The sequence below is a fragment of the Streptomyces sp. NPDC058683 genome (assembly GCF_042716195.1).
GTDB lineage: Bacteria > Actinomycetota > Actinomycetes > Streptomycetales > Streptomycetaceae > Streptomyces.
On sequence record NZ_JBHXSK010000041.1, the window covers coordinates 1 to 23,635 of the forward strand.

Consider the following 23,635-nt stretch of genomic DNA (forward strand, 5'->3'; position numbering starts at 1 on the left):
CCGTGGTGTGGTTGGGGGGGGGGGGCGCGCCGTGCAGCCCCGCGCTGGCGCGGGGGCGGGCGGCGGGGGGGCCGCCCGGGGCGGGCCGGCCCCCCCCCCCCCGCGACCGGGACCGGGCCGAGGCGTTCGCCGCCGCGCACGGCGTGGAACGGGTGGTCGGCTCCTATGCCGACCTGGTCGGCGACCCGGAGGTCGAGGTCGTCTACAACCCGCTGGCCAACGGCCTGCACGGGCCGTGGAACCTGGCGGCGCTCCGGGCCGGCAAACACGTGCTCACCGAGAAGCCGTCCGCGAGCAACGCCGAGGAGGCGGCCGAGGTCCACAAGGCCGTCGCCCAGGCGGGCACCGTGTTCATGGAGGGCTTCCACTACCTGTTCCACCCGGTCACCCGGCGCCTGCACGAGCTGCTCGACAGCGGGGAGCTGGGCGACCTCCGGCACGTCGAGGCCATGGTCGCCATGCCCGCGCCGCCGGACAGCGACGTGCGGTGGTCGCTGCCGCTGGCCGGCGGTGCGCTGATGGACCTCGGGTGCTACAGCCTGCACGCGCTGCGGATGCTCGCCCCCTGGGCCGGCGGCGCGCCCCGGCTGACCGGCGCCCGCGGCGGCGAGCGAACCGGGGCTCCGGGAGTCGACGAATGGCTCTACGCCGACCTGGAGTTCCCCGGCGGCGCCACCGGAACCGCCCGCTGTCACATGGCCTACCACACGTGGCAGATGAGCTGCCGCGTCGTGGGCACGCGCGGCGAGGCCACGGCGACGAACTTCGTCCAGCCGCACCTGGACGACCGGGTGGTGGTGCGTACGGCCACCGGTGAGCGCACGGAGGAACTCGGCCGCCGGTCGTCGTACACGTACCAGCTGGAGGCGTTGGCGGCGCAGCTGCGGCACGGCGCACCGCCGGCGCTCGACGCCGATGACGCGTCGACCACCATGCGGTTGATCGACGAGTGCTACCGGGCGGCCGGATTCCCCGTCCGTCCGCGTACGGTGCTTCCGGCCACGGCGTGACGCAGCGGGAGGGGGCGGTACCGGACCGGTACCGCCCCCTCCCGCCGTGTGTACGGCTACCGGTACAGGGCCGGGCGTTCCACCAGCTCGACCTCCACGCGCCGCCCCTCCCGCTGGGACAGCACGCCCGCCTCGCACACGGCCGCGGCGGCGTAACCGTCCCAGACGCCGGGGCCTGTGACCTCCCCGCGACGGGTGGCGTCGACCCAGGCCTGGACCTCGCGGTCGTAGGCGTCCTGGAAACGCTCGATGTAGTCCGGCGTGACACGTCCGCCCCAGCGGCCGTCGGCGCTGACCCGCGGCCCGTGCTCGTCGCCGATGCGTACGGTGCCGTGTTCGCAGACCGCCTCGGCGTGTACCTCGTAGCCGTAGCCGCAGTGCCCGAAGATCTCGACGTCGACGAGCGCGCCCGCCCCGGTTTCGAAGAGGACGAACTGAGGGTCGCTCATACCGGCGGGCGCCTGTGCCGACGGTGCCGGTTTGTGCACGGTGACCGCGGTGATCTCCTGGCCGAGGAGCCAGCGTGTCACGTCCATCTCGTGCACGACCGAGTCGTTGATGAGCATCTCCTCGGTGAACCAGGCGGGCATGGCCGGGTTGCGGTGCTGTTGGTGCAGCATCAGCGTCCGGCCCAGCTTGCCTTCGTCGAGGAGCCGCTTGAGCTTCAGGTACTCGGCGTCGTACCGGCGCATGAAACCCACCTGGACGCGCCGGTGCCCGAGCTTCTGTTCGGCCTCCAGGACCCGCAGGGCGGAGGCCGCGTCAGGGGTGAGCGGCTTCTCGCACAGTACCGGCAGGTCCCGGCTCAGGGCTTCGAGCAGAGCCGCCTCGTGGGCGGGCCCCGGTGAGGCGATGAGGACCGCGTCCACGTCCTGCGCCGCCATGGCGACCGCGGGTTCGGTGTACGCCGTGCAGCCCTCCGTCGCGTCGGCCAGCGACTTGGCCCGTTCCGCGTCGATGTCGACGACGGCCGTCACGCGGGCCCCGCTGATGACGTTCCGGAGTCTGCGCACATGGTCCGCGCCCATCGTGCCGGTGCCGACGACGGCAACGCGCAGCGCTCGCTGAGATGACATGTTCCGGTGTCTCCCGTGGTCGTAGTCAGTTGGTGCGGGGGTCGCCGACCCGAAGTGCGTCCGCCGCGGGGAGTTCCTCGGTGTCCACGCCCCGGACCTGGGACAGTTCGTGCTTGAGGGCGGCGAGTTCGGTGCCGCCCGCCATGTGGTTGGTGAGCTCTTCGAGGGTGATCTCGCTGCGCTCGGCGGAGAGTTCGAGGGTGCCCAGACGCAGCACGCTGAAGTGGTCGCCGACCATGTACGCGTGGTGCGGGTTGTGGGTGATGAAGATGACGCCGAGGCCGCGTTCGCGGGCGGCCGCGATGTACTTCAGGACCACACCGGACTGCTTGACGCCGAGAGCGGCGGTGGGCTCGTCCAGGATCAGCACCCGGGCGCCGAAGTAGACGGCACGGGCGATGGCCACGCACTGCCGCTGCCCGCCGGAGAGCGTCCCGATGGGCTGGTCCAGGTCGTCCAGGACGATGCCCATGTTGCGCAGCTCCCGGTCGGCGGTCTCCTTCATCCGGGCGATGTCCAGACGCCGCACCGGCCAGGGGCCCCGGGTCATCTCGGAGCCCAGGAAGAAGTTCCGCCACACCGGCATCAGGGGAACGGTGGCGAGGTCCTGGTAGACCGTGGCGATGCCCTTGTCCAGGGCCTCACGCGGGGTGGTGAAGCGCACCGGCTCGCCGTCGACCAGGAAATCGCCCTCGGTGTGCTGGTGCAGCCCCGAAATAATCTTGATGAGGGTCGACTTGCCGGCCCCGTTGTCACCCAGGACGCAGGTCACCCTGCTGGGCCGGACGGCGAGGTCGACGCCGTGCAGGGCACGGATGTTGCCGTACGACTTGCCCGTACCGCGCAGTTCGACGATCACGTCGTCCTTCTCGGGGGCGGCGTCGGCGATGACCGCGCCGTGGGTTCCGGTTCCGTTGGTGGATGTCATTGCGTCACCTCCGGGTCGCCGTGCGGCTGACCCACAGATTGATCAGGACGGCGCCGAGCAGCATCACGCCGAGGAAGGCCTTGAACCAGTCGGGGTTCCAGCCGGCGTAGACGATGCCCTGCTGCACCATGCCGAACATGAAGGCACCGAAGACCGGGCCGATCGCCGACCCCGCACCGCCCGTCAGCAGACAGCCGCCGATGACGGCCGCGGAGATGTAGATCAGCTCCTGGCCCACGCCCTCACCGGACTGCACCGTGTTGAAGGAGAACAGCTGGTGCATGCCGACGAACCAGGCACCGAAACCGACCAGCATGAACAGCGAGATCTTGGTGAAGGTCACCGGCACACCGACCGCCCGGGCGGACTCCTTGTTGCCGCCCACCGCGAAGACCCAGTTGCCGTACTTGGTGCGCAGCAGCACCCAGGTCGCCAGCGCCGCGAAGACCAGCCAGTAGAAAACGGTGATCTTGACCTGGACGCCGCCGATGGTGAAGGTCGAGGCGAAGATCTTCTGCGCCTGGCCGAAGCCGTCCATGTCGCTGATGTCGTCGGTGGCGACGTTGCCGGTGACCAGCTTGGTGACCGCGAGGTTGACGCCCTGGAGGATCAGGAAGGTGCCCAGGGTGACCAGGAAGCTGGGCAGCCCGGTCCTGACCACCAGCCAGCCGTTGAGGAAGCCGATCGCCAGCGACACCAGCAAGGCCGCGATCACGCCCACCCAGACGTTCATGGTCAGCTGGTAGGCGAGCATGCTCGCGGTCAGCGCCGAGGTGACGACGGCGACGCCTGCCGACAGGTCGAACTCGCCGCCGATCATCAGCAGCGCCACCGGCAGCGCCATGATCCCGATGGTGGAGGACTGGTAGAGCACCGTCGCCATCGAGCCGCCGTCGCGCACCGGCGGGGCCGCGATCAGGAAGAACACGTACACCGCGGCGGCACCGAGGAAGACGCCGACCTCGGGCCGGGCCAACAGCCGGACGACCGGCGGACGTTGGGTCGTCCGCCCGTCCTTCTGGGGGGCCGGCGGAGCCGGCGACGGGGAGTCCGTCGCCGGGGCCGCGCTCTGGGTCATGCTCTGGGCCGTGCTCATCACCGGGTTCCCTTCGCCGCGAACTCGGCGATCTTCGCGACGTTGGTCTTGTCGACGAAGGCCGGACCGGTCAGCACCGGCGCCTCGCCGCCGCCGCTGTAGTTACCGTTGTTCTTGTAGAGCCACAGGGAGTCGACCGACAGGTAGCCCTGCAGGTAGGGCTGCTGGTCGACGGCCCACTGGATCTTGCCCGACTTGATGGCGCCGACCGCGTCCTTGTTGAGGTCGAACGTGGCGAGCTTGGCCTTGCCGCCCGCGTCGGCGATGGACTGGATGGCGGTCATCGCGAACGGAGCACCGAGGGTCGTCACGTAGTCGATGGACGGGTCCGTCTTGAGCTTGGCGGTGATCGTCGCCTTCACGGACGGCATGTCGGTGCCGCTGACGTAGAGGATGTCGGTCTTGCCCTCGAACGTCTTCTTCACCCCGGCGCAGCGGGCCTCCAGGGAGACCTGCCCCTGTTCCATGATCACGCAGACCGTGTGCTTGGCGCCGGCCTCGTTCAGCTTGCGACCGAAGGCCTCGCCCGCGATGCTCTCGTCCTGGCCGAAGTACTCCAGCAGACCCTGCTTCTTCCAGTCGGCCACGCCGCTGTTGAAGCCGACGACGGGGATGCCGGCCTGTTCGGCCTTGGCGACCACGGCCTTCATGGCGTCCGGCTTGGCGAGGGTGACCGCGATGCCGTCGACCTTCTGGTCGATCGCGTTCTGCACCAGGCTGGCCTGGTTGGGGCCGCTGGGGTCGCTGGAGTAGACGAGCTTGACGTTGTCCTTCGCGGCGGCCGCCTCCGCGCCCTTGCGGATCGTGTCCCAGAAGGTGTCACCGGGCGCGGCGTGCGTGATCATCGCGACCGTCATACGGGCGGTGGTGGCCTTGCCGGCCGAGACGCCGCTGTCGGCCTCCTCGGCGTTCTTGCCTCCGGAGTTGCTGGAGCATCCGGCGACGAGCAGCGCGGCCGCTGCCGCCGCGGCGACGACGGGGGCGATTCTGCGGGAGCGGGGGTACGACGAGCGATCCATCTTCCGGCACCTCACTGTGCGACGGGGAGGAGAAGGATGCGACTGGCTGCGCAGGCGCTACGGGACACATGCCGTTTACGCGGCCGTTTCCCATGACGAGATGGAACCGCCATGAAACCCCGGGGGTCAACATTTGTAATGACATCATTTATCCATCAGGACACGATGTCAGGACATGCACTCGACGCCGTCTGTGGCACCCTCCACGTCCGAAATGGCCCGAGCCATTCCGTCCCCTTTTTTAGATGTATTAGCCATTCAGCACTCGGCCGCACGAGAGGGAACCCGCGCCGGTGAAGAGCCTCCGCCACCGGGTCGCCGGCCGGCCCGACGACCCGTATGACAGGAAAGGGATTCCGAGCCGACCGGACCGGACGGGGTCAATTCCCGGACGGGCGCGAATTCGACCCGGAATCGGCGAAACAGGTGGTCCGGGTACGGTCACGCGGTGGCGCGCAGCACCGAACGCAGATGCTCGGCGCTTTCCCATACCGCGTCGACGGGGCCCTTTCCCTTGGGTTCCCCGGTGAGAATGGTGTCCTGTTCCAGGACGTACCAGCCGTCGTATCCGCGGGCGCCGAGATGGGTGACGATGGCCCGGACGTCGACGTCACCGGCGCCGAGCGGGCGGTACATGCCGTCGCGTACGGCCTCGGTGTAGGTGAGGCGGCCGGACCGGACCTTGGCGGCGAGGGCGGCGTCCACGTCCTTCATGTGGGTGTGGGCGATGCGCTCGGGTGCCTGCCGGGTCAGTTCGGCGGGGTCGGTGCCGCCGATGAGCAGGTGTCCGGTGTCGAGGCAGAGGGAGATCGCCGAGTGCTCCAGGACGCGGCGGACCTCCTCGCCGTTCTCGATCATCGTGCCGACGTGCGGGTGCAGGACGGCCCGTACGCCGCGTTCGGCGGCCAGCGCCGTCAGCCGGTCGAGGTTGGAAAGCAGCAGCCGCCAGCCGTCGGCGTCGAGTTCGGGCCGGGAGTCGTAGCCGTCCTGGCCGGTGATGGCCGACAGGACGAGGACCTCCGCGTCCGAGGCGGCGTAGCCCTCCAGGAGCTGTTCCGCGACCGGCAGCGGGTCGTGTCCGGGCACGTGCAGCAGCAGCGGGGTGAAGCCGCCGACGGCGTGCAGGTCGTGGTCGGCGAGGACCTGGGCCATGGCGCCCGGTTCCGCGGGCAGGAAGCCGTCGGGGCCGATCTCGGTGGCGGCCAGGCCGACCTCGCGCATCTCCTTCAGTACCCGTTCGGGTGTCAACTGGTAGCCCCAGCCGGGCACTTCGCACACCCCCCAGGAGATGGGCGCGCCGGCGATCCTGTCGAGCGGTGAGGTGGTCATGCTGTGGCCTTTCGGTGGTTCTGTTCGGGGTCGGCGACCGCGGCCGGCGGGCGGCCCGCGAGGACGTCCGCGACGCCACGCGCCGCGTCGGCGAAGGTCAGCGTCATCGCCCGGCGTGTCATACCCATCAGGTGCGGGGTGAGGACGACGTTCGGGTGATCGAAGAGCGGGTGGTAGAGGGCCGGCTCTGGGTCGAACACGTCCAGGCCGGCGCCGGACAGCCGGCCCGTCTCCAGGGCGGCCAGGGTGGCGTCGAGGTCGAGCAGGCCGCCCCGGCCGCAGTTGACGAGGATCGCTCCCGGCTTCACCCGGGCCAGCAGGTGCTCGTCCACGAGGTGCCGGGTGTCGTCGGTGAGCGGGGTGTGCAGGGTCAGGACGTCGGCGGCCGCGACGAGATCGCCCAGATCGGCGCGGGCCACCTCGGTCGGCGGAGGACTGAACGGGTCGTAGGCGAGCGTCCGCATCCCGAACGCGGCGGCGAGTTCGCCCACCCGGCGGCCGATACGGCCGTAGCCGACGATCCCCAGGGTGGCGCCGTCCAGATCGCCGACCGGCAGGGTGGCACGCTCGGCCCAGCGGCCCTCGCGCACCAGCTCGGTCAGCGGACTCAGCCGCTTGGTCAGGTGCAGCGCCATGGCGAGGACCCCCTCGGCCACCGCCCGGCTGCCGCTGTTCGGGGTGACGACGACGGGGATCCCGCGGGCGGCGGCCACCGCCACGTCGACCAGCTCGACACCCACCCCGGTGCGGGCGATGACCCGCAGCCGTGGCATCCGCGCGAGGAGGTCCCCGTCGACCTGCCGGTCCGCGCGGACGATGGCCCCCTCGGCGACCGCGAGGTCCTCGGCCGTGGGGTCGGTGACGAAGGTGACCCGCTCGCCGAGGACGGGGACCACCGTGCCGGCGTCGACCGGCCCGAGGGCCACGACGACATGTTCGCAAGGCATACGATCAGCTCCGCGCCGGATGACCGAAGGTCGCGCCGGGTACCGCGAGCACCGACTGCCAGGAGCCGCTCTCGGCGGAGGCGGCGGCCGCCGCGATCACCTCGGCGACGGCGTGCGCGTCCTCGATCGTGGAGTGGTGGTGCTCGACGCCGGCCACGGCGGCCAGGAACTTCTTGGCCTCGATCACCTTCAGGTCGTCGTAGCCCATGCTGTTGCCGGGGCCGGGCTGGAAGCGGGCGTAGTCGCCCATGTGTCCGTTGCCCAGCACGGTGGTGTAGCCCTGCTGGGGGCCGCTGCGGTCGAGGGCGACGCGCAGTTCGTTCATGCGCTCGAAGGTCCAGGTGACCGAGCCGTCGGTGCCGTAGATCTCGAAGCCGATGCCGCACTGCGGGCCGACGATGACGCGGGACGCCTCCAGGGTGCCGACGGCTCCCTGGCTGAAGCGGACGAGGGCGGCGGTGTAGTCGTCGTTCTCGACCCGCGCCATCTCACCCCCCTCGATCACCGCGAAGTGCGTGCCGGAGCCCATGGGCAGCAGCGGGCGCTCGGTGTAGACGGTGCTGGTGAGCGCGGAGACCTCGTCGATCGGGGCCACGACGTAGCTGACGAGGTCCACGACGTGGCTCATCAGGTCGCCGAGCGCGCCGTGTCCGGCCAGGTCCCGCTTGAAACGCCAGGACAGGGCGCCCCTGGGCTCGGAGGCGTAGCCGGAGAAGAAGGTGGCGCGGACGTTGGTGATCCGGCCGAGCCGGCCCTCGGCGATCAGCTCGCGGGCCCGCTCGACGGCGGGTGCGTGCCGGTAGTTGTAGCCGATGGAGGTGACCACGCCGGCCGCCCGGGCCGCGGCGGCGACCTCGGCGGTCTCCTCGGCGCCGCGTCCGACGGGCTTCTCGATCCAGAACGGTTTGCCGGCCTTGGCGGCGGCGATGCCGATCTCGTGGTGGAGGAGGTTCGGCGCACAGATCGAGACGACCTCGACGTCCGGGTCGTCGAGCACGGCACGGTAGTCGGTCGAGGCTCTCTCGTAGCCGAGCACGTCACGGGCGTACGCGGCGCGGTCCTCGGCGGTGTCGGCGGCGTGCACGAGGCGGGGCCTGATGCCCAGCTCGGGATAGACGGAGGGCAGCGCCTGGTAGGCACGGCTGTGCAGCTTGCCCATCCAGCCGACGCTGATCAGGCCGACGCCGATCTCGCGTGCGGCGCCCGGGGTGGTGGGGGTCATCTGTGTCTCCTGAGGTCTCTAGGCCCGGGCTTGGTCCAGCGCGCCGGCCAGGGCGGCGGCGAGCAGGGTGGTGTCGGAGCCGATGCCGATGAACGTCCAGCCCTCGGCCCGCTTCGTGGCCGCGGCCGCGCCGTCGGGGACGAGGAGCCCACACGCCTTGCCGTGGTCCGCGGCGGCCTTGCGGACGCGTTCCAGGGCCTCCCGGTAGACGGGGGCGGTGAAGTCGCCGGGCACGCCGAGGTCATGGCTGAGGTCGCGGGGGCCGACGAACAGCACGTCGGCGCCGTCCAGGGCCGCGATCTCCTCGACCTCGCCGAGCGCGCTCGCCGACTCGATCTGGATCACGCCGAGAATCTCGCCCTCCCGGTCCAGGGCCGCGGGGTCGAGTCCGAACCGGCAGGCCCGGTTGTAGGTGGCCACACCCCGGTCGCCCGCGGGCGGGTACCTCAAGTGCCTGAGCGCTTCGCGCACTTCGGCCGCCGTGTCGAGGCGGGGCAGCATGACGCCCGCGACCCCCAGGTCGAGGACACGGCCGATGCGGATACGGGCGGCGGACTCGACGCGTACGACGGTCGGCACGCCGTACGCGGCGGCGGCCGGGACGGTCGTACGGACCTGCTCCTCTCCCCCGGCGCCGTGTTCGAGGTCGAGCAGCACCCAGTCGACACCGGCGGCGGCGCACACCTCGGCCGCGACCGGGGAGGCGCTGCCGACGAAGGTGCCCACCGTGGGCTCACCGGCGGCGAGCCGGGCACGCAGCCGGCCGTGGTCCAGGATCGAGCGGGTCATCCGTACCACCTCTGGGAAGCCAGGCCTTCTTCGTACTCGTGGCGCAGCTGGGCGACCGCCTCCTGCTCGGAGACCTCCGCCGGGGCCACGTCCCACCACACGCCCGCACCGGGGAGGTCGGCGTGCGGGATCACGGGGACGACGAGGACGACGGGTCCGTCGTGGTCCCGGGTGCCGGCCAGGGCGGCCCGCACCTCGTCGGCGGTGGTGGCGCGGAGCGCGCGGGCGCCGAGCCCCTCCGCCGTCTTCACGAGGTCGACCCGGAGGTAGTCGCCCTCCAGTCGGGCGGCCTTGCCGGAGCCGATCTCCAGGCTGCCGTCCCGGTAGCGGAACTCGTTGCCGAACTCCCGTCCGCTGCGCCCCATCTGGAGGCGGTGGATGACCTGGTAGCCGTGGTTCTCCGGGATCACGAAGGTGACCGGGAGCCGCTCCTGCGCGGCCGTGACCAGCTCCGTCGGCGCCATCAGGAAGGTGCCGTCGCCCAGCAGGGACAGCACCCGCTTGGCCGGGTCCGGCTCGGCGAGGCGGACGCCGATCGCGGCGGGCAGCTCGTAGCCCATGCAGGAGAAGCCGAACTCCAGGTGCGCGAAGCGGCCCTCGGTGGCGTCCCACACCTTCTGCAGGTCACCGGGCGGACCGCCGGCGGCGGCGATGATCGTGTCGCCGGACCGGGCGTGCTCCTGCAGCAGGCCGATCAGCTGGCCCTGGGTGAGGACCGCGTCGGTGTCGCTCACGACGTCGGTGTCCGCGGGCAGCGACGCCAGGTCGAAGGGGGTGTCCGGGTCGAGGGCGGCGGCACGCTGCTGCTGCCACTGCCCGTCGAGGGTGCGCACCTTCTCCTGCCAGGCGGCCGACGTGCTGGTGCCGTTCGCGCGTACGGCGTCGGTGAGCGCGGCGAGCGCCCGCTTGGCGTCGGCCACGACGCCGGTGGCGCCCAGGCGGTTCGCGTCGTGCACGTTGACGTTGATGCTCGCGAAGCGCACGCCGGGGTTCTGGAAGAGGGAGTGCGAGGCGGTGGCGAAGTCCGTCAGACGCGAGCCCACGGTGAGCACGAAGTCGGCCTCCCGGGCGAGGGCGTTGACGGCCTGGGTGCCTTCCAGGCCGATACCGCCCAGCTGCCACCAGGCCCGGCGCTGCACCGCGCCCTTGCCGGCGAACGTCTCCGCGACGGGGACGCCCGCCGCCTCGGCCAGCGCCTCCAGCTCCTCGCCGGCACCGGAGTACACGACCCCGCCACCGGCGATGACCAGCGGTTTCTCCGCCTCGGCGAGCATCCGCGCGACCGCCGCGACCTCGTCGGCGTCCGGCGCCGGGCGGCGGATCGGCCAGTCCCGCTCGGCGAAGAACTCCGCCGGATAGTCGTACGCGTGGGACTGGATGTCCTGCGGCAGGGAGACGACGACCGCGCCGGTGTCCACGTCGGTCAGCGCCCGCATCGCCGCGGGCAGCGCGGTCAGCAGCTGCTCGGGCCGGGTGATGCGGTCGAAGAAGCGGGAGACGGGCCGGAAGGCGTCGTTGACGGAGGCGTCGGCCTCGACGGGATGCTGCAACTGCTGGAGCACGGGCCCCTGGTGGCGGGTCGCGTAGGTGTCGCCCGGCAGCAGCAGGACGGGCAGCCGGTTGACGGTGGCCAGGCCCGCGCCGGTCACCATGTTCAGGGCGCCGGGCCCGATGGAGGCGGTCACGGCGAGGGTGGCGTGCCGCCTGGTCGCCTTGCCGTAGGCGGTCGCGATGTGGACGAGGGCCTGCTCGTTACGGCCCTGGACGAAGGGGAGTCGGTCGCTGAGCTGGTCGAGGGCCTGGCCGAGGCCTGCCACGTTGCCGTGGCCGAAGATGCCGAGCGCGGCCGGGACGAGGCGGCGCCGGTGGCCGTCGGCCACGGAGTACTGCCGGGAGAGGTAGGTGACGACGGCCTGGGCGACGGTGAGGCGCACCGTGCCCCGTGGCTGTGGCGTCCGGTCAGTCATGAGTCGGCTCCTGATCAGGGGTACGGGGCAGGGTCACCAGGGACGGCCGTGCAGCACGATCGTCTTGACCTCGGTCATCTCGCCGACCGCGGCGCGGGGGCCTTCCTTGCCGTAGCCGCTGCCCTTGAGCCCGCCGTACGGCATCAGGTCGGCGCGCCACAGGGGCGTCCAGTTGATGTGGACGGAACCGGCGTCGATCTCCCGGACGGCCCGGACCGCACCGGCGACGTCGGAGGTGAAGATGCCGGCGCCGAGGCCGTAGGCGGTGCCGTTGGCCTGCGCGAGGGCGGACTCCCAGTCGGCGGCCGAGCTGACGGCAACGGCCGGGCCGAACAACTCCTGCTGGCTGAACGGGGATTCGGGGTCGACGTCAGCGACGACGGCCGGCTGCACCACGGCGCCGTCGCGCTCGCCGCCGGTCAGCACACGTGCCCCGTCCGCGCCGGCCCGGGCGATGGCCCGCTCGACGCGCTCCGCCTCCGCGGTCGTGATGAGGGCGCCCATCGTGGTGTCCGGGGAGGCGGGGTCGCCGGTGCGGATGGCCCGGACCTTGGGGACGAGGGCGTCCAGGAAGTCGCCGGTCACGGCGGGGTGCGTGATGACCCGCTGGACGGAGATGCACACCTGCCCCGCGTTGACGTAGCCACCGGCGGCCACCGCGCTCGCCGCGGCCTCGATGTCGGCGTCGGGCAGCACCACGACCGGGCAGGACGCGCCCAGCTCCAGGGAGAGCTTCTTCACCCCGGCGACCCGGGAGATGTGCTCGCCGGTGGCCGTCGAGCCGGTGAAGGAGATCTTCCGGACCCGGGGGTCGGCGACGAGGGCGTCGCCGAGCACCGCGCCGGAGCCGACGAGTACCGAGAGCACCCCCTCCGGCAGGCCCGCGTCCACGAAGCACTCGGCGAGTTCGAGGGCGGTCAGGGGAGTGCTGGTGGCCGGCTTGAGGATCACCGCGTTGCCCGCCGCCAGGGCCGGGGCGAGCTTGTGCAGGACCAGCAGCGCCGGGTAGTTGAACGGCGTGATCGCCACGACGATCCCGCAGGGCTGGCGCAGCGTGAAGCCGATCTTGTCCTGTCCGGTGCCGCGGTTGGCGTCGAGCGGGAGCGTCTCGCCGTAGAGCTGGGTCCCCTCGAAGGCGGCGAGCCGGATCAGGTCACCGGAGCGGGACGCCTCACCGGTGGCCTCGGTGATGGTCTTCCCGGACTCCGCGCTGATGGTCCGCGCGGTCTTCGGGGCCCGCTCGTCGGCGAGTTCCGCGGCACGCAGCAGGATCCGCATCCGCTCGTGGGCGGGCGTACGCCGCCAGACGGCCGCGCCCCGCTCCGCGGCGGCGAGTGCCGCCCCGACGTCCTCGGTCCCGGCGAGCGCCACGGTGCCCACCGCCGAGCCGTCGAACGGGGACCTGACCTCCCGAGTCTGCCCCGTTCCCTTGGCCGCCTGCCACCGACTGCCGATCAGCAACTCCACGGGCGCCATTGCCCTCTCCCTTCAGCAAGCCGTCAGAACACGGCCGCGACCGACGCCTCCGCGAATGCCGGGGGTGTCGGACAGCCAACGGCCAGGCCGTTTACGTGCACGCAACGCTAGGTCCGCGAGGGAGGGATGCGAAGCCCTCGAATCCATCATTTCGCCGTCAAGGCAGCCATCATTTATCCGTCATCTTGGCACCCAACTTGCCCCCACCCCGCGGCTAGACGCTGAAGGTCATGCACATGTCAAATCCACATTGCACGAGGCGGCCTCGCGAGGCCGGTCACGGTACCCGTGGCGACCGCGCCTCCGACATCGTTGTCGAAAGCGCGGCCCGCCCGAGGCGCGGCCCTACGGGATGTTGCACGCCCCGAGGGGACACCGGACGCCGGGGAGTGTGGTCGGTCTACGGCGTGTAGCGGGCGTCACTGCCGTACAGCTCCCTGGTGAACGCGGAGACATCGGCGCTGCGATCGGCGCCGTCGAGGTTGTACGTCAGATAGACGCCGTACCCCTCACTGACCGTGCGGCGGGCGAGGGCGGCGGCGGTGCTTTGCGAGGTTCCGCCGATCTGGACGGCCGCCGGCGACAGCTTCGACTTGGGCAGTGCGATGCCGGGGACCTGCCAGGAGCCGTAGTACGGGTTCCAGGCGTAGTCGAACTTGGACGAGACGTCGACGCCGCCGTAGGACAGGCGCGACGCGGCCGGGCCGATGTTGTAGAGGCTGATGATCTTGTTCGGCATGTTGGCGCGCAGTGCCGACACCAGGTACACGAACGAGCTGGCGTTGGGCTGGCCGGTGCCGTTGTTGCCGTAATCGGCGTACTCGTCGTCGAAGTCGATGCCGTCGAGGCCGTACTTGGCCACGGTGTCCGACAGCTGCTTCGCGAACGTCGAAGCCGTCTGCTGGGACGGGAAGTTGGCGAAGCCCGAGCCCTGGTGGTTGCCGAGCACCGAGAGGACGACCTTGATGCCCTTCTGCTGCAACGGCCGTATCTGCGTGGCGGCGTTGTCGAGGACGCGCTGCACGTTCGGGTTGAAGTACAGGGTCCCCGCCTTCGTGCCCGCGTCGTAGTTGATGTTCGCCGCGAAGATCACGGCGACGTCGAAGACGTTGCCGCCGCCGTTGGCGAGGGTGTACTTGCCGACGTTCAGCATGCTGTTGTTGTTCACCTCGACGTACGCCACCGAGGTCGGTCCCTGTTTCGCGAGAGCGGGGGCCGCTGCCGCGCCGGTCGTGACGGTCGCGCCTAAGGTGAGCGCCGTAATGGCCGAGAGCGCGAGCGCGGCCGTCCGTATTCTGCTCCGTACCGGAGTGAACATCGTTGATCGGTCTCCCATCGCATGGAGCGGCGCCCGACCTGTTCGCGAGCGCCGAGAAAGCCCCCCGATCGTTCCGTTCCCGTGACGGAATCCCCAGAACCATGCGGGAACTCTTCACGACTCCCACGCACACACGTCGCACCGTAACCCTGGGCCCCGGCAAGGGAGTTACCAGAACGCTGCGCTGCCGCGCCGGCGCGGACGAACCAGGCATGCACGCCGCGGATCCGCAGCACCGGAGCAAACGGTCAGCGGCTCCTCTCCAGCAGACCCCAGGTCCCGCTCCTCGCGGATCGAACGTCTGACCGGTGTCAACCATCCCTCTGTTGTGCCGACCAAGAATCCTCGTCACACACTTCCGGACGACCGGCTACAACCCCACGATCGCGTTCCACCGCTTCGCGAAGGCCACGCGCTCGGTCGACGTGATGTCGCGGGCGATCGCGAGGCGCCTGCGCATCGCCGTGTTCGGGAAGATCAGGGGGTTCTCGGCGAGGGCCGCGGTGTCCTTGTCCTTGGAGGCGGCGAGGACCTGCTGGGCCGCCGGGACCGGGCAGACGTAGTTGACCCACGCGGCCAGCTCGGCGGCGACCTCGGGCTCGTAGTAGTAGTCGACGAGGCGTTCGGCGTTGGCCTTGTGGTCGGCCCGGTCCGGGATCATCAGGGAGTCCGACCACAGCTCCGCGCCCTCCTCGGGGACGAGGAAGCGGATGTCGGGGTTGTCGGCCTGGAGCTGGATGACGTCGCCGGAGTACGCCTGGCAGGCCAGGACGTCGCCGCTGACCAGGTCCTTGGTGTAGTCGTTGCCGGTGAAGCGGCGGATCTGGCCCCGGGCGACCTGCTTCTCCACCTCGTCGCAGACGTCGTAGAAGTCGTCGGCCGTCCACTTGGTGATGTCCACGCCGTTGCCCTGCATCAGCAGCGCGAACGCCTCGTCGAGGCCGGAGAGCAGGGTCACCCGGCCCTTGAGGTCGTTCGCCCACAGGTCCTTGACGTGCCGGATCTCGCGGCCCAGCTTCCTGCGGTTGTACGCGATGCCGGTGATGCCCGACTGCCACGGCACCGTGTACAGGCGGCCCGGGTCGAAGGCGGGCGAACGGAGCAGCGGGTCCAGGTACTTCGCCACGTGGGGCTGGTGGGCGCGGTCCATCTTCTGGACCCAGCCCAGGCGGACGAACCGCGCGCACATCCAGTCGCTGATGACGATCAGGTCCCGGCCGGTGGACTGGTGGTTCATCAGCGCCGGGCTGATCTTGCCGAAGAACTCGTCGTTGTCGTTGATCTCCTCGATGTAGTCGACGGAGATCCCGCTCTGCTTCTCGAAGGCGTCGAGGGTGGGCCGCTTGTTCGGATTGTCGTCGTCGACGTCGATGTACAGCGGCCAGTTCGCGAAGACCAGCTTGTGGTCCCGGGCGGACAGGTCGGTCACGGTGCGGTCGCCGGCCTTGACGTAGGCGGCGGGCACCCCACAGCCGGCCAGGGCGCCGAGCGCGGCGGTGCCGCCGAGCGCGCGCAGCAGGGAGCGACGGGAGAGCGCGGGCGTTCGAGAAGGATTCTGGGGCACGCCCGAAGCATGTCGCGCCTGCCTGTGGCCGGGCAATCGACGCTGCGTCGAGCCCCCTGACGCGGACCCGACACCTTGTCGATGCCCCAGGTCAACACGGCGTTACTTCTCGACTCCGGGCAGCGCAACGCCCCTGAAAGGGGCGCGGGGCTGTGTCAATTCGCGGCTTCGCCGCGTGAGCACGACCAGCCCCCACGCACCTGCAGCAGACCTACGACCTACGCGTCCAGCGACGTCATCACATGCTTGATCCGCGTGTAGTCCTCGAACCCGTACCCCGACAGGTCCTTGCCGTACCCGGACTTCTTGAACCCGCCGTGCGGCATCTCCGCGACCAGCGGGATGTGCGTGTTGATCCACACGCAGCCGAAGTCCAGCTTCTTGGACATCCGCATCGCCCGCCCGTGGTCCTTGGTCCACACGGAGGACGCGAGCGCGTAGTCGACGCCGTTGGCCCACTCGGTGGCCTGGTCCTCGTCCGTGAAGGACTGGACGGTGATGACCGGTCCGAAGACCTCGTTCTGGATGATCTCGTCGTCCTGCTTGAGCCCGGAGACGACGGTCGGGGCGTAGAAGTAGCCCTTGTCACCGACCCGCTGCCCGCCGGCCTCGACCTTGGCGTGGGCGGGAAGCCGCTCGATGAAGCCGGAGACCTGCTTCAGCTGGTTCGGGTTGTTCAGCGGCCCGAACAGCACGTCCTCGTCGTCCGGCTGGCCCGTCTTCGTCTCGGCCGCGGCCTTCGCGAGCGCCGCCACGAACTCGTCGTGGATCGACTCCTGCACCAGCACACGCGTCGCCGCCGTACAGTCCTGGCCGGCGTTGAAGAAACCGGCGACGGAGATGTCCTCGGCGGCCTTGGCGATGGCCGCGCTGTCGAGGTCCTCGAAGACGACGACCGGCGCCTTGCCGCCCAGCTCCAGGTGGACCCGCTTGAGGTCCTTGGACGCGGACTCGGCGACCTGCATGCCGGCGCGCACGGAGCCGGTGATGGAGGCCATCGCCGGAGTCGGGTGCTCGACCATCAGGCGGCCGGTGTCACGGTCGCCGGTGACGACGTTGAAGACGCCCTTGGGGAGGATCCCGCCGATGATCTCGGCCATCAGGACGGTCGACGCCGGGGTGGTGTCCGACGGCTTCAGCACGACCGTGTTGCCCGCCGCGATCGCCGGGGCGAACTTCCACACGGCCATCATCATCGGGTAGTTCCACGGCGCGACCTGCGCGCAGACACCGACCGGCTCGCGGCGGACGATGGAGGTCATCCCCTCCATGTACTCACCGGCCGACCGGCCCTCCAGCATCCGCGCCGCGCCCGCGAAGAAGCGGATCTGGTCGACCATCGGCGGGATCTCCTCGGAGCGGGTGAGCCCGGTCGGCTTGCCCGTGTTCTCCACCTCGGCCGCGATGAGTTCCTCGGCCCGCTCCTCGAACGCGTCCGCGATCTTCAGCAGGGCCTTCTGACGCTCGGCGGGCGTGGTGTCGCGCCAGCCCGGGAAGGCGGCGGCCGCGGCCGCCATCGCCGCGTCGACGTCGGCCTCGCCGGACAGCGGGGCGGTGGCGTACGCCTCGCCGATCGCGGGGTTGACCACCTCCGTGGTCCGTCCGTCGGCGGCGTCCCGGAACTCACCGTCGATGTAATTGCGCAGACGACGCAGCTCGGTGCTCACTGCCGGCCCTCCAAGTTCGGGTGTCCATTGAATGAGACACCCACAGTAATCCGAGATCCCACGTTTTCAACACCCCCACGGCCGTCGCGTCTGCGAAATCCGCAATACCGGGCACCTCAAACAACGAATTTCATCGATACGGCCTTGCGGAACCGTCGAGACGTCGTGCACAGTGAGGTCGTGGCCAGTCGAAGCGCAGACCAGAGGGACTCGTCCCGCGAGTCCAGGAACGGCACCCCCCAGTTGGACGCCGTTTCCCTCGCCATCATCCAGCAGCTCCAGGAGGACGGCCGCCGGCCGTACGCCGCGATCGGCAAGGCCGTCGGCCTGTCGGAGGCGGCCGTGCGCCAGCGCGTCCAGAAGCTGCTGGACCAGGGCGTGATGCAGATCGTCGCCGTCACGGACCCGCTCACCGTGGGCTTCCGCCGGCAGGCGATGGTCGGCGTCAACGTCGAGGGCGATGTCGAGTCCATCGCGGACGCGCTGACCGCCATGTCGGAAGTCGAGTACGTGGTGATGACCGCGGGCTCGTTCGACATCCTCGCCGAGATCGTCTGCGAGGACGACGACCACCTGCTGGACGTCATCAACAAACGCATCCGGGCCCTGCCCGGCGTGCGCTCCACCGAAAGCTTCGTTTACCTGAAGCTGAAGAAGCAGACCTACATGTGGGGAACCCGATAACCGTGAGCCAGAAGGACCTCAGCAAGACCGCGTACGACCACCTGTGGATGCACTTCACCCGCATGTCCTCGTACGAGAACTCGCCCGTCCCGACCATCGTCCGGGGCGAGGGCACCTACATCTACGACGACAAGGGCAAGCGCTACCTCGACGGTCTCGCGGGCCTGTTCGTGGTCCAGGCCGGTCACGGCCGCGTCGAACTCGCCGAGGCGGCCTTCAAGCAGGCGCAGGAGCTGGCCTTCTTCCCGGTGTGGTCCTACGCCCACCCGAAGGCCGTCGAGCTCGCGGAGCGCCTGGCCCACCACGCCCCCGGCGACCTGAACAAGGTCTTCTTCACCACCGGCGGCGGCGAGGCCGTGGAGACCGCCTGGAAGCTCGCCAAGCAGTACTTCAAGCTCCAGGGCAAGCCGACCAAGTACAAGGTCATCTCCCGCGCGGTCGCCTACCACGGCACCCCGCAGGGCGCCCTGTCCATCACCGGCCTGCCGGCCCTGAAGGCGCCGTTCGAGCCCCTCGTCCCGGGCGCGCACAAGGTGCCGAACACCAACATCTACCGCGCCCCGCTCTTCGGCGACGACCCGGAGGCCTTCGGCCGCTGGGCCGCCGACCAGATCGAGCAGCAGATCCTCTTCGAGGGCCCCGACACCGTCGCCGCGGTCTTCCTGGAGCCCGTCCAGAACGCGGGCGGCTGCTTCCCGCCCCCGCCCGGCTACTTCCAGCGGGTCCGCGAGATCTGCGACCAGTACGACGTGCTGCTCGTCTCCGACGAGGTCATCTGCGCCTTCGGCCGCCTCGGCACGATGTTCGCCTGCGACAAGTTCGACTACGTCCCGGACATGATCACCTGCGCCAAGGGCATGACCTCGGGCTACTCCCCGATCGGCGCGTGCATCATCTCCGACAAGCTCGCCGAGCCGTTCTACAAGGGCGACAACACCTTCCTGCACGGCTACACCTTCGGCGGCCACCCGGTGTCGGCGGCGGTGGGCCTCGCCAACCTCGACCTGTTCGAGCGCGAGGGCATCAACCAGCACGTGCTCGACAACGAGGGCGCGTTCCTGTCCACCCTCCAGAAGCTGCACGACCTGCCGATCGTCGGCGACGTCCGCGGCAACGGCTTCTTCTACGGCATCGAGCTGGTGAAGGACAAGGCCACGAAGGAGTCCTTCAACGACGAGGAGACCGAGCGCGTCCTGTACGGCTTCCTCTCCAAGGCGCTGTTCGACAACGGCCTGTACTGCCGTGCCGACGACCGCGGCGACCCGGTCGTCCAGCTCGCCCCGCCGCTGATCTCCAACCAGGAGACCTTCGACGAGATCGAGCAGATCCTGCGCGCCACGCTGACGGAGGCGTGGACGAAGCTCTGATCATCGGATCAGCGGTCCGATCCGGCCCCGGTGCCGTCCGTTCGAGTGAGAACGGCGGCCCGGGGCCGTGTGCTGTCCGGGCCCGGCCTCCCGACCTGCCTAGCGTGCACGTGACCGATCGCCCCAGCCTTCGTTCCCCCGGACGGGGGATCGAAGACGGGAAAACGGATCAGAACCGAGGTGTACGCCCATGGAGGCCCCGCCGGACAACGACGTGCTGTGGGCACGCTCCCTGCACTTCAGCCACCCGGACGGCTCGCCCGGTGTCGCCGGTGTCTCGCTCGGCGTACGGGAGGGCGAGATCCTCGCCGTCAGCGGGCCGCGCGGCAGCGGCAAGACCACGCTGCTGAGGTGCCTGTCCGGTCTGGTCCCGGCGCAGCACGGCGAGGTCTGGTTCAACAGCACGGCCGTACACCGGATGGGTCCGGTCACCCGCGAACGGCTCCGCCGCGACCGCTTCGGCTGGATCGACCCGAAGCCGACGCTGGTCCCCGAGCTGAACGTCTGGGAGAACACCGCCCTGCCCCTGATGCTGCGCGGCACCGGCCGCCGCCGGGCCAAGGTGGCCGCACTGGAGTGGCTGGAGCGCCTCGACGTCGGTGACAAGGCCCGCAGCCACCCCGCGGGACTCCAGCAGGCCGAACGCCAGCGCGTCTGCATCGCCCGCGCCCTCGCCCCCGCCCCGACGATCCTCTTCGCGGACGAGCCGACGGCACCGCTGCACCGCGCCGACCGCGCCCATGTGCTGCGCACCCTCACCACGGCGGCCCGCTCGCACGGCATCACGGTGGTCCTGGCCACGCACGACGCGGACACCGCCGCCCTGGCCGACCGCAAGGTCTCGCTCCTGGACGGGCGCCGGGTGAACACGGTCCACCTGCCGCCGGTCCCCGAAGCGGAGGGCCGGGCCGAGTGCTCGCTCTCCGTCTGACCCGCGCCGCCCGCCCGGCCGTCCACCTGCGCCGCCTCCTGGTGGCCGCGGCGGCCGCCGGCACGGGCTTCCTGCTGCTGTCCGCCCTCGGCTACGCGATGGTCCACCCGACCCACTCCACGGCCGCCCTGCTGCGCCTGTCGTGGTGTGCGATCCCGCTCGCCGCCACGGTGTACCTCGCGATCGCGGTGGCCCGCACCGACCCCGGCACCAGGCCGCGCCCGGGCCTGTCCGCCCTGGGCCTGGGCCCGGCCCGGCTGATGGCCATCGCCGCCCTGAACACGGCCCTGGCCTGCACCCTGGGTTCGCTGCTGGCCCTCCTGGTCTTCCTCCACCTGCGCGGCGACCTCACGGGCATGCCCTTCGACGGCGCGGCGAAGGACTTCCTGGCGGCGAACAGGTCCCTGCCCGTCCCGGCGGCCCTGACCCTCCTGGCCGTGCTCCCGGTACTCGCGTCCACGGCGGTGGCGGTGACCCTCCGCCCGAGGGACCTGCCGGGCCCGGCGGGCCGGGCGCGTGTGTACGGCCGTTTCGGGGCCTACGACACAAAGGCGGGGCGGGAGACCTTCGGAGCGTACGGCCGCTTCGGCGCCCGCCTCTTCACATCCCGGTCCCGGCCCACACCGCCCTCCACGGCCGACCGTGCCGCCGAGCCGGCACAGGCACAGGCACCGGCTCAGGCAGCCGCCGCGGACACCCCCGCCGGGGAGGGCGCCCCGCAAGCGCCGGCAGGCGAACCCCCCCTCCCGGCCCCCGCGGACGTTCCCGAGCTGATCGGGGTCGCGAAGTCCCCCACCGGCCTCCCCTGGGGCATCGCCGTGCTCGCCGCGGGCCTCGCCGTGGAGTCCTACGCCGGCGCCACCGAGGCCACCCCGCGGACCTCCCTCCCCGGCGGCCTGGCCGTGGGCCCCGTCGGGGTCCTCGCCGGCTGGACCCTCACCGCCCTCGGCCTGATCCTCGCCGCCCCCGGCCTCACCCACCTCTGCGGCCGCCTCCTCCAGACCGCCCGCCCCGGCGCCCTCCGCCTCCTGGCCGGCCGCGTCCTGATGGCGGAGGCCACCCGCATCGGCCGCCCCCTCGGCGTCGTCTGCGCGGTGGCGTCGGCGGCCTTCGCGGCCCTCACGCTCTACGACGACGGCGGCACCCTCGCCTTCGGCCCGCTCACCGCCCTGGGCGGTGCCGTGGTCGCCGGCTGCACCCTGGCCACTCTCCTGACCGCCGCCGTGGAGGCCCGCCAGTCCCGCGCCGACACCACCGAGGCCCTGCTCCGCCTGGGCGCCCCGGCCACGGTGCTGCGCAGCGCCGCGGCCCTGCGCTCCGGCGCCCTGCTGGCCCTCTTCGCCCCTCTCACCCTGCTGGTCGCCGACCTGGCCGCGCTGCCCCTCGCGCCCTGAGACGCCGTACGAAAGTCGTGGCACAAAGATGCGAACGCACCGATGACTTTCGGACCACCCCGCGGTCTGTCCCCCCGAACGGCACGACACCCGAGGGAGAGACTCCATGTACCAGCAGATGATCTTCGTGAACCTGGCCACCAACGACGTCGCCGCGTCGCGGAAGTTCTTCACCGAGCTCGGCTACCCGATCAACCCGCAGTTCAGCACCGACGACTGCGCCTGTGTCGTGATCAGCGACACGATCATCGCGATGCTGCTGAGCAAGCAGCGCTACGCCGACTTCACGAAGAAGGAGATCGCGGACTCGACCAAGACCAGCGAGGTGCTGATCTGTCTGAGCGCGGAGAGCCGCGAGAAGGTCGACGAGCTGGTGGAGAAGGCGGTCGCGGCCGGCGGCACGGCGAACGAGGACGGCCAGGACCAGGGCTTCATGTACGGCCGCTCCTTCGACGACCTCGACGGCCACAGCTGGGAGGTCGTGTGGATGGACCCGGCGGCGGTCCAGGGCTGACCGGCCCGGCCCCGCCCACGCCTTCCCGACGGGGCCCTACGAATCCCTACGAATCCCTACGAACAGCTGTGCCAGCATGGGCGGGTGCATCCGACACCCGCCCAGCCTCAGCCCAACCGTGCCGCCCGCGACCGTGAGATCGAGTCCCTCGCCGAGTTCGACGAGGTCGTCGCCGCGCACGGCACGCTCGCCCAGTACCGCGTCCAGGCCGTCGACCTGACGGACCGTACGGACGTCCTGCTCACCACCGACGCCGCCGGCGCCGTCTTCCTCGGCTGCCCGATGTCGGCCGAGGCCGCCGCCCGGGTCCGCACCTCGGGCGCCCTCGTCTTCCCGCCCGTCCCGGACCTCCCCTTCGACCCCTACCGCGCCTTCGTCTACACGCCCGACGAACTGTTCGACGCGCTCGGCGAGGGCTACGAGGCGACCCCGGACGCCCGCTCGTACGCCTGGTTCCAGGGGACCAAGGCGGACGGCGACATATTCGCCTCGATGCTCCGCTCGATCCACGACGACGCGGTCTCCGACGCGCTCGACGAACTCCTCGTCGGCGCCCGGGTGGTGGGCGTCATGGGCGGCCACGCCATGGCGCGCGGTACGCAGGCGTACGCCGGCGCCGCCCGGCTCGGCCGGGAGCTGGCGCGGGCCGGCTTCACGGTGGCGACCGGCGGCGGCCCGGGCGCGATGGAGGCGGCGAACCTGGGCGCGTACGCGGCCCCCTTCGACGACGGAATGCTGGAGGAGGCGCTGCGGCTCCTCGCCAAGGCACCGTCGTTCCGGCCGTCCATCACCGACTGGGCGCGGGCCGCCTTCGAGGTCCGCGATCGCTGGCCGGACGGCGGGCCCTCGGTCGGCATCCCCACCTGGTTCTACGGCCACGAGCCGCCGAACGCCTTCGCCGCGCACATCGCCAAGTACTTCGCCAACGCCACCCGCGAGGACGGGCTGCTGGCCCGCTCCAACGCCGGTGTGGTGTTCCTGCCGGGCGCCGCCGGGACCGTACAGGAGATCTTCGACAACGCGACGCCCAACTACTACGAGTCACGGGGCGAGCCGACCCCGATGGTGCTCGTGGACGAGGCGCACTGGAGCGAGAGGCTGCCGGCTTGGCAGCTGCTGACCTCGCTTGCCCGGGAGCGGTCCATGGCGTCCCGTATCGCCCTGGTTGACCGTATCGAGCAGGCTCCCGAGGCACTGAAACGTCTCAGCGATTAATAAGCAGGCAAAGTCAACGCCCGTGGACCGCATATGCATTGACACTACTTACGGCACACTTATAGACCTGTGAGCCTCCTGGGGTTGCTGATGCCTCACCTCGCGTTGCGTCAACTCCCCCG

Annotated in this window: 20 protein-coding genes; 7 read left to right on the top strand and 13 right to left on the bottom strand. The window is 70.8% G+C overall.

Going from position 1 to position 23,635, the window contains the following annotated elements:
- The first annotated feature begins 44 nt into the window (after positions 1 to 44).
- Entirely contained in the window at positions 45 to 1,010 is a 966-nt protein-coding gene (locus ACFWXC_RS36415; protein WP_384485743.1) for a Gfo/Idh/MocA family protein, read from the top strand.
- Positions 1,011 to 1,066: 56 nt separating this feature from the next.
- Here ACFWXC_RS36415 and ACFWXC_RS36420 read toward each other — a convergent pair whose 3' ends face one another.
- The 13 genes from ACFWXC_RS36420 to ACFWXC_RS36480 form a co-directional block, all read right to left on the bottom strand.
- Positions 1,067 to 2,086 (bottom strand): Gfo/Idh/MocA family protein, encoded by a 1,020-nt coding sequence (locus ACFWXC_RS36420; protein WP_384485576.1) that lies wholly within the window; start codon positions 2,084 to 2,086, stop codon positions 1,067 to 1,069.
- Between the two features lie 25 nt (positions 2,087 to 2,111).
- Positions 2,112 to 3,014: an ATP-binding cassette domain-containing protein gene (locus ACFWXC_RS36425; RefSeq protein ID WP_384485578.1), complete on the bottom strand. Its 903-nt coding sequence runs from the start codon at positions 3,012 to 3,014 to the stop codon at positions 2,112 to 2,114.
- Between the two features lie 4 nt (positions 3,015 to 3,018).
- Entirely contained in the window at positions 3,019 to 4,110 is a 1,092-nt protein-coding gene (locus tag ACFWXC_RS36430) for an ABC transporter permease (protein ID WP_384485580.1), read from the bottom strand.
- Positions 4,110 to 5,129 carry a sugar ABC transporter substrate-binding protein gene (locus ACFWXC_RS36435; protein WP_384485582.1) on the bottom strand — a complete coding sequence of 340 codons (1,020 nt, stop codon included), beginning with the start codon at positions 5,127 to 5,129 and terminating at the stop codon, positions 4,110 to 4,112. Before ACFWXC_RS36435 ends, ACFWXC_RS36430 begins: the two co-directional genes overlap by 1 nt.
- Positions 5,130 to 5,570: 441 nt before the next feature.
- Entirely contained in the window at positions 5,571 to 6,458 is an 888-nt protein-coding gene (locus ACFWXC_RS36440) for a sugar phosphate isomerase/epimerase family protein (protein ID WP_384485584.1), read from the bottom strand.
- Positions 6,455 to 7,405: an NAD(P)-dependent oxidoreductase gene (locus tag ACFWXC_RS36445; protein ID WP_384485586.1), complete on the bottom strand. Its 951-nt coding sequence runs from the start codon at positions 7,403 to 7,405 to the stop codon at positions 6,455 to 6,457. Before ACFWXC_RS36445 ends, ACFWXC_RS36440 begins: the two co-directional genes overlap by 4 nt.
- A 4-nt stretch (positions 7,406 to 7,409) precedes the next feature.
- The gene (locus ACFWXC_RS36450; protein ID WP_384485588.1) at positions 7,410 to 8,627 is read right to left on the bottom strand and encodes a Gfo/Idh/MocA family protein; all 1,218 of its coding nucleotides are present in this window, start codon (positions 8,625 to 8,627) and stop codon (positions 7,410 to 7,412) included.
- Between the two features lie 18 nt (positions 8,628 to 8,645).
- On the bottom strand, positions 8,646 to 9,416 hold the full coding sequence (locus ACFWXC_RS36455; RefSeq protein WP_384485590.1) for an HpcH/HpaI aldolase/citrate lyase family protein: 771 nt from the start codon (positions 9,414 to 9,416) through the stop codon (positions 8,646 to 8,648).
- Positions 9,413 to 11,383: a 3D-(3,5/4)-trihydroxycyclohexane-1,2-dione acylhydrolase (decyclizing) gene (gene iolD / locus ACFWXC_RS36460; protein WP_384485592.1), complete on the bottom strand. Its 1,971-nt coding sequence runs from the start codon at positions 11,381 to 11,383 to the stop codon at positions 9,413 to 9,415. The genes ACFWXC_RS36455 and iolD overlap by 4 nt, the downstream gene beginning before the upstream one ends.
- A 33-nt stretch (positions 11,384 to 11,416) precedes the next feature.
- The gene (locus ACFWXC_RS36465; protein ID WP_384485594.1) at positions 11,417 to 12,859 is read right to left on the bottom strand and encodes an aldehyde dehydrogenase family protein; all 1,443 of its coding nucleotides are present in this window, start codon (positions 12,857 to 12,859) and stop codon (positions 11,417 to 11,419) included.
- Positions 12,860 to 13,259: 400 nt separating this feature from the next.
- A complete protein-coding gene (locus ACFWXC_RS36470; protein WP_384485596.1) occupies positions 13,260 to 14,177 on the bottom strand; it encodes an endo-beta-N-acetylglucosaminidase H in 918 nt (305 codons plus the stop codon).
- A gap of 370 nt (positions 14,178 to 14,547) precedes the next feature.
- Positions 14,548 to 15,741, bottom strand: a complete 1,194-nt coding sequence (locus tag ACFWXC_RS36475) for a PotD/PotF family extracellular solute-binding protein (protein ID WP_384485598.1) — start codon at positions 15,739 to 15,741, stop codon at positions 14,548 to 14,550.
- Between the two features lie 218 nt (positions 15,742 to 15,959).
- On the bottom strand, positions 15,960 to 17,408 hold the full coding sequence (locus ACFWXC_RS36480) for a gamma-aminobutyraldehyde dehydrogenase (RefSeq protein ID WP_384485600.1): 1,449 nt from the start codon (positions 17,406 to 17,408) through the stop codon (positions 15,960 to 15,962).
- Positions 17,409 to 17,573: 165 nt separating this feature from the next.
- On the opposite strand from ACFWXC_RS36480, the gene ACFWXC_RS36485 reads away from it, so the two are divergent.
- The 6 genes from ACFWXC_RS36485 to ACFWXC_RS36510 all read left to right on the top strand — a co-directional run bounded on the left by ACFWXC_RS36485 (position 17,574) and on the right by ACFWXC_RS36510 (position 23,513).
- A complete protein-coding gene (locus ACFWXC_RS36485) occupies positions 17,574 to 18,092 on the top strand; it encodes an Lrp/AsnC family transcriptional regulator (protein ID WP_089098474.1) in 519 nt (172 codons plus the stop codon).
- Entirely contained in the window at positions 18,077 to 19,459 is a 1,383-nt protein-coding gene (locus tag ACFWXC_RS36490) for an aspartate aminotransferase family protein (protein WP_384485602.1), read from the top strand. The genes ACFWXC_RS36485 and ACFWXC_RS36490 overlap by 16 nt, the downstream gene beginning before the upstream one ends.
- A 190-nt stretch (positions 19,460 to 19,649) precedes the next feature.
- Positions 19,650 to 20,390, top strand: a complete 741-nt coding sequence (locus tag ACFWXC_RS36495) for an ABC transporter ATP-binding protein (RefSeq protein WP_384485604.1) — start codon at positions 19,650 to 19,652, stop codon at positions 20,388 to 20,390.
- The gene (locus tag ACFWXC_RS36500) at positions 20,372 to 21,784 is read left to right on the top strand and encodes a hypothetical protein (protein WP_384485606.1); all 1,413 of its coding nucleotides are present in this window, start codon (positions 20,372 to 20,374) and stop codon (positions 21,782 to 21,784) included. The genes ACFWXC_RS36495 and ACFWXC_RS36500 overlap by 19 nt, the downstream gene beginning before the upstream one ends.
- Before the next feature lie 106 nt (positions 21,785 to 21,890).
- The gene (locus tag ACFWXC_RS36505) at positions 21,891 to 22,298 is read left to right on the top strand and encodes a VOC family protein (protein WP_384485608.1); all 408 of its coding nucleotides are present in this window, start codon (positions 21,891 to 21,893) and stop codon (positions 22,296 to 22,298) included.
- 84 nt (positions 22,299 to 22,382) lie between these two features.
- Positions 22,383 to 23,513, top strand: coding sequence for an LOG family protein (locus tag ACFWXC_RS36510; protein ID WP_384485610.1), 1,131 nt, complete (start codon positions 22,383 to 22,385; stop codon positions 23,511 to 23,513).
- Positions 23,514 to 23,635: the final 122 nt, after the last annotated feature.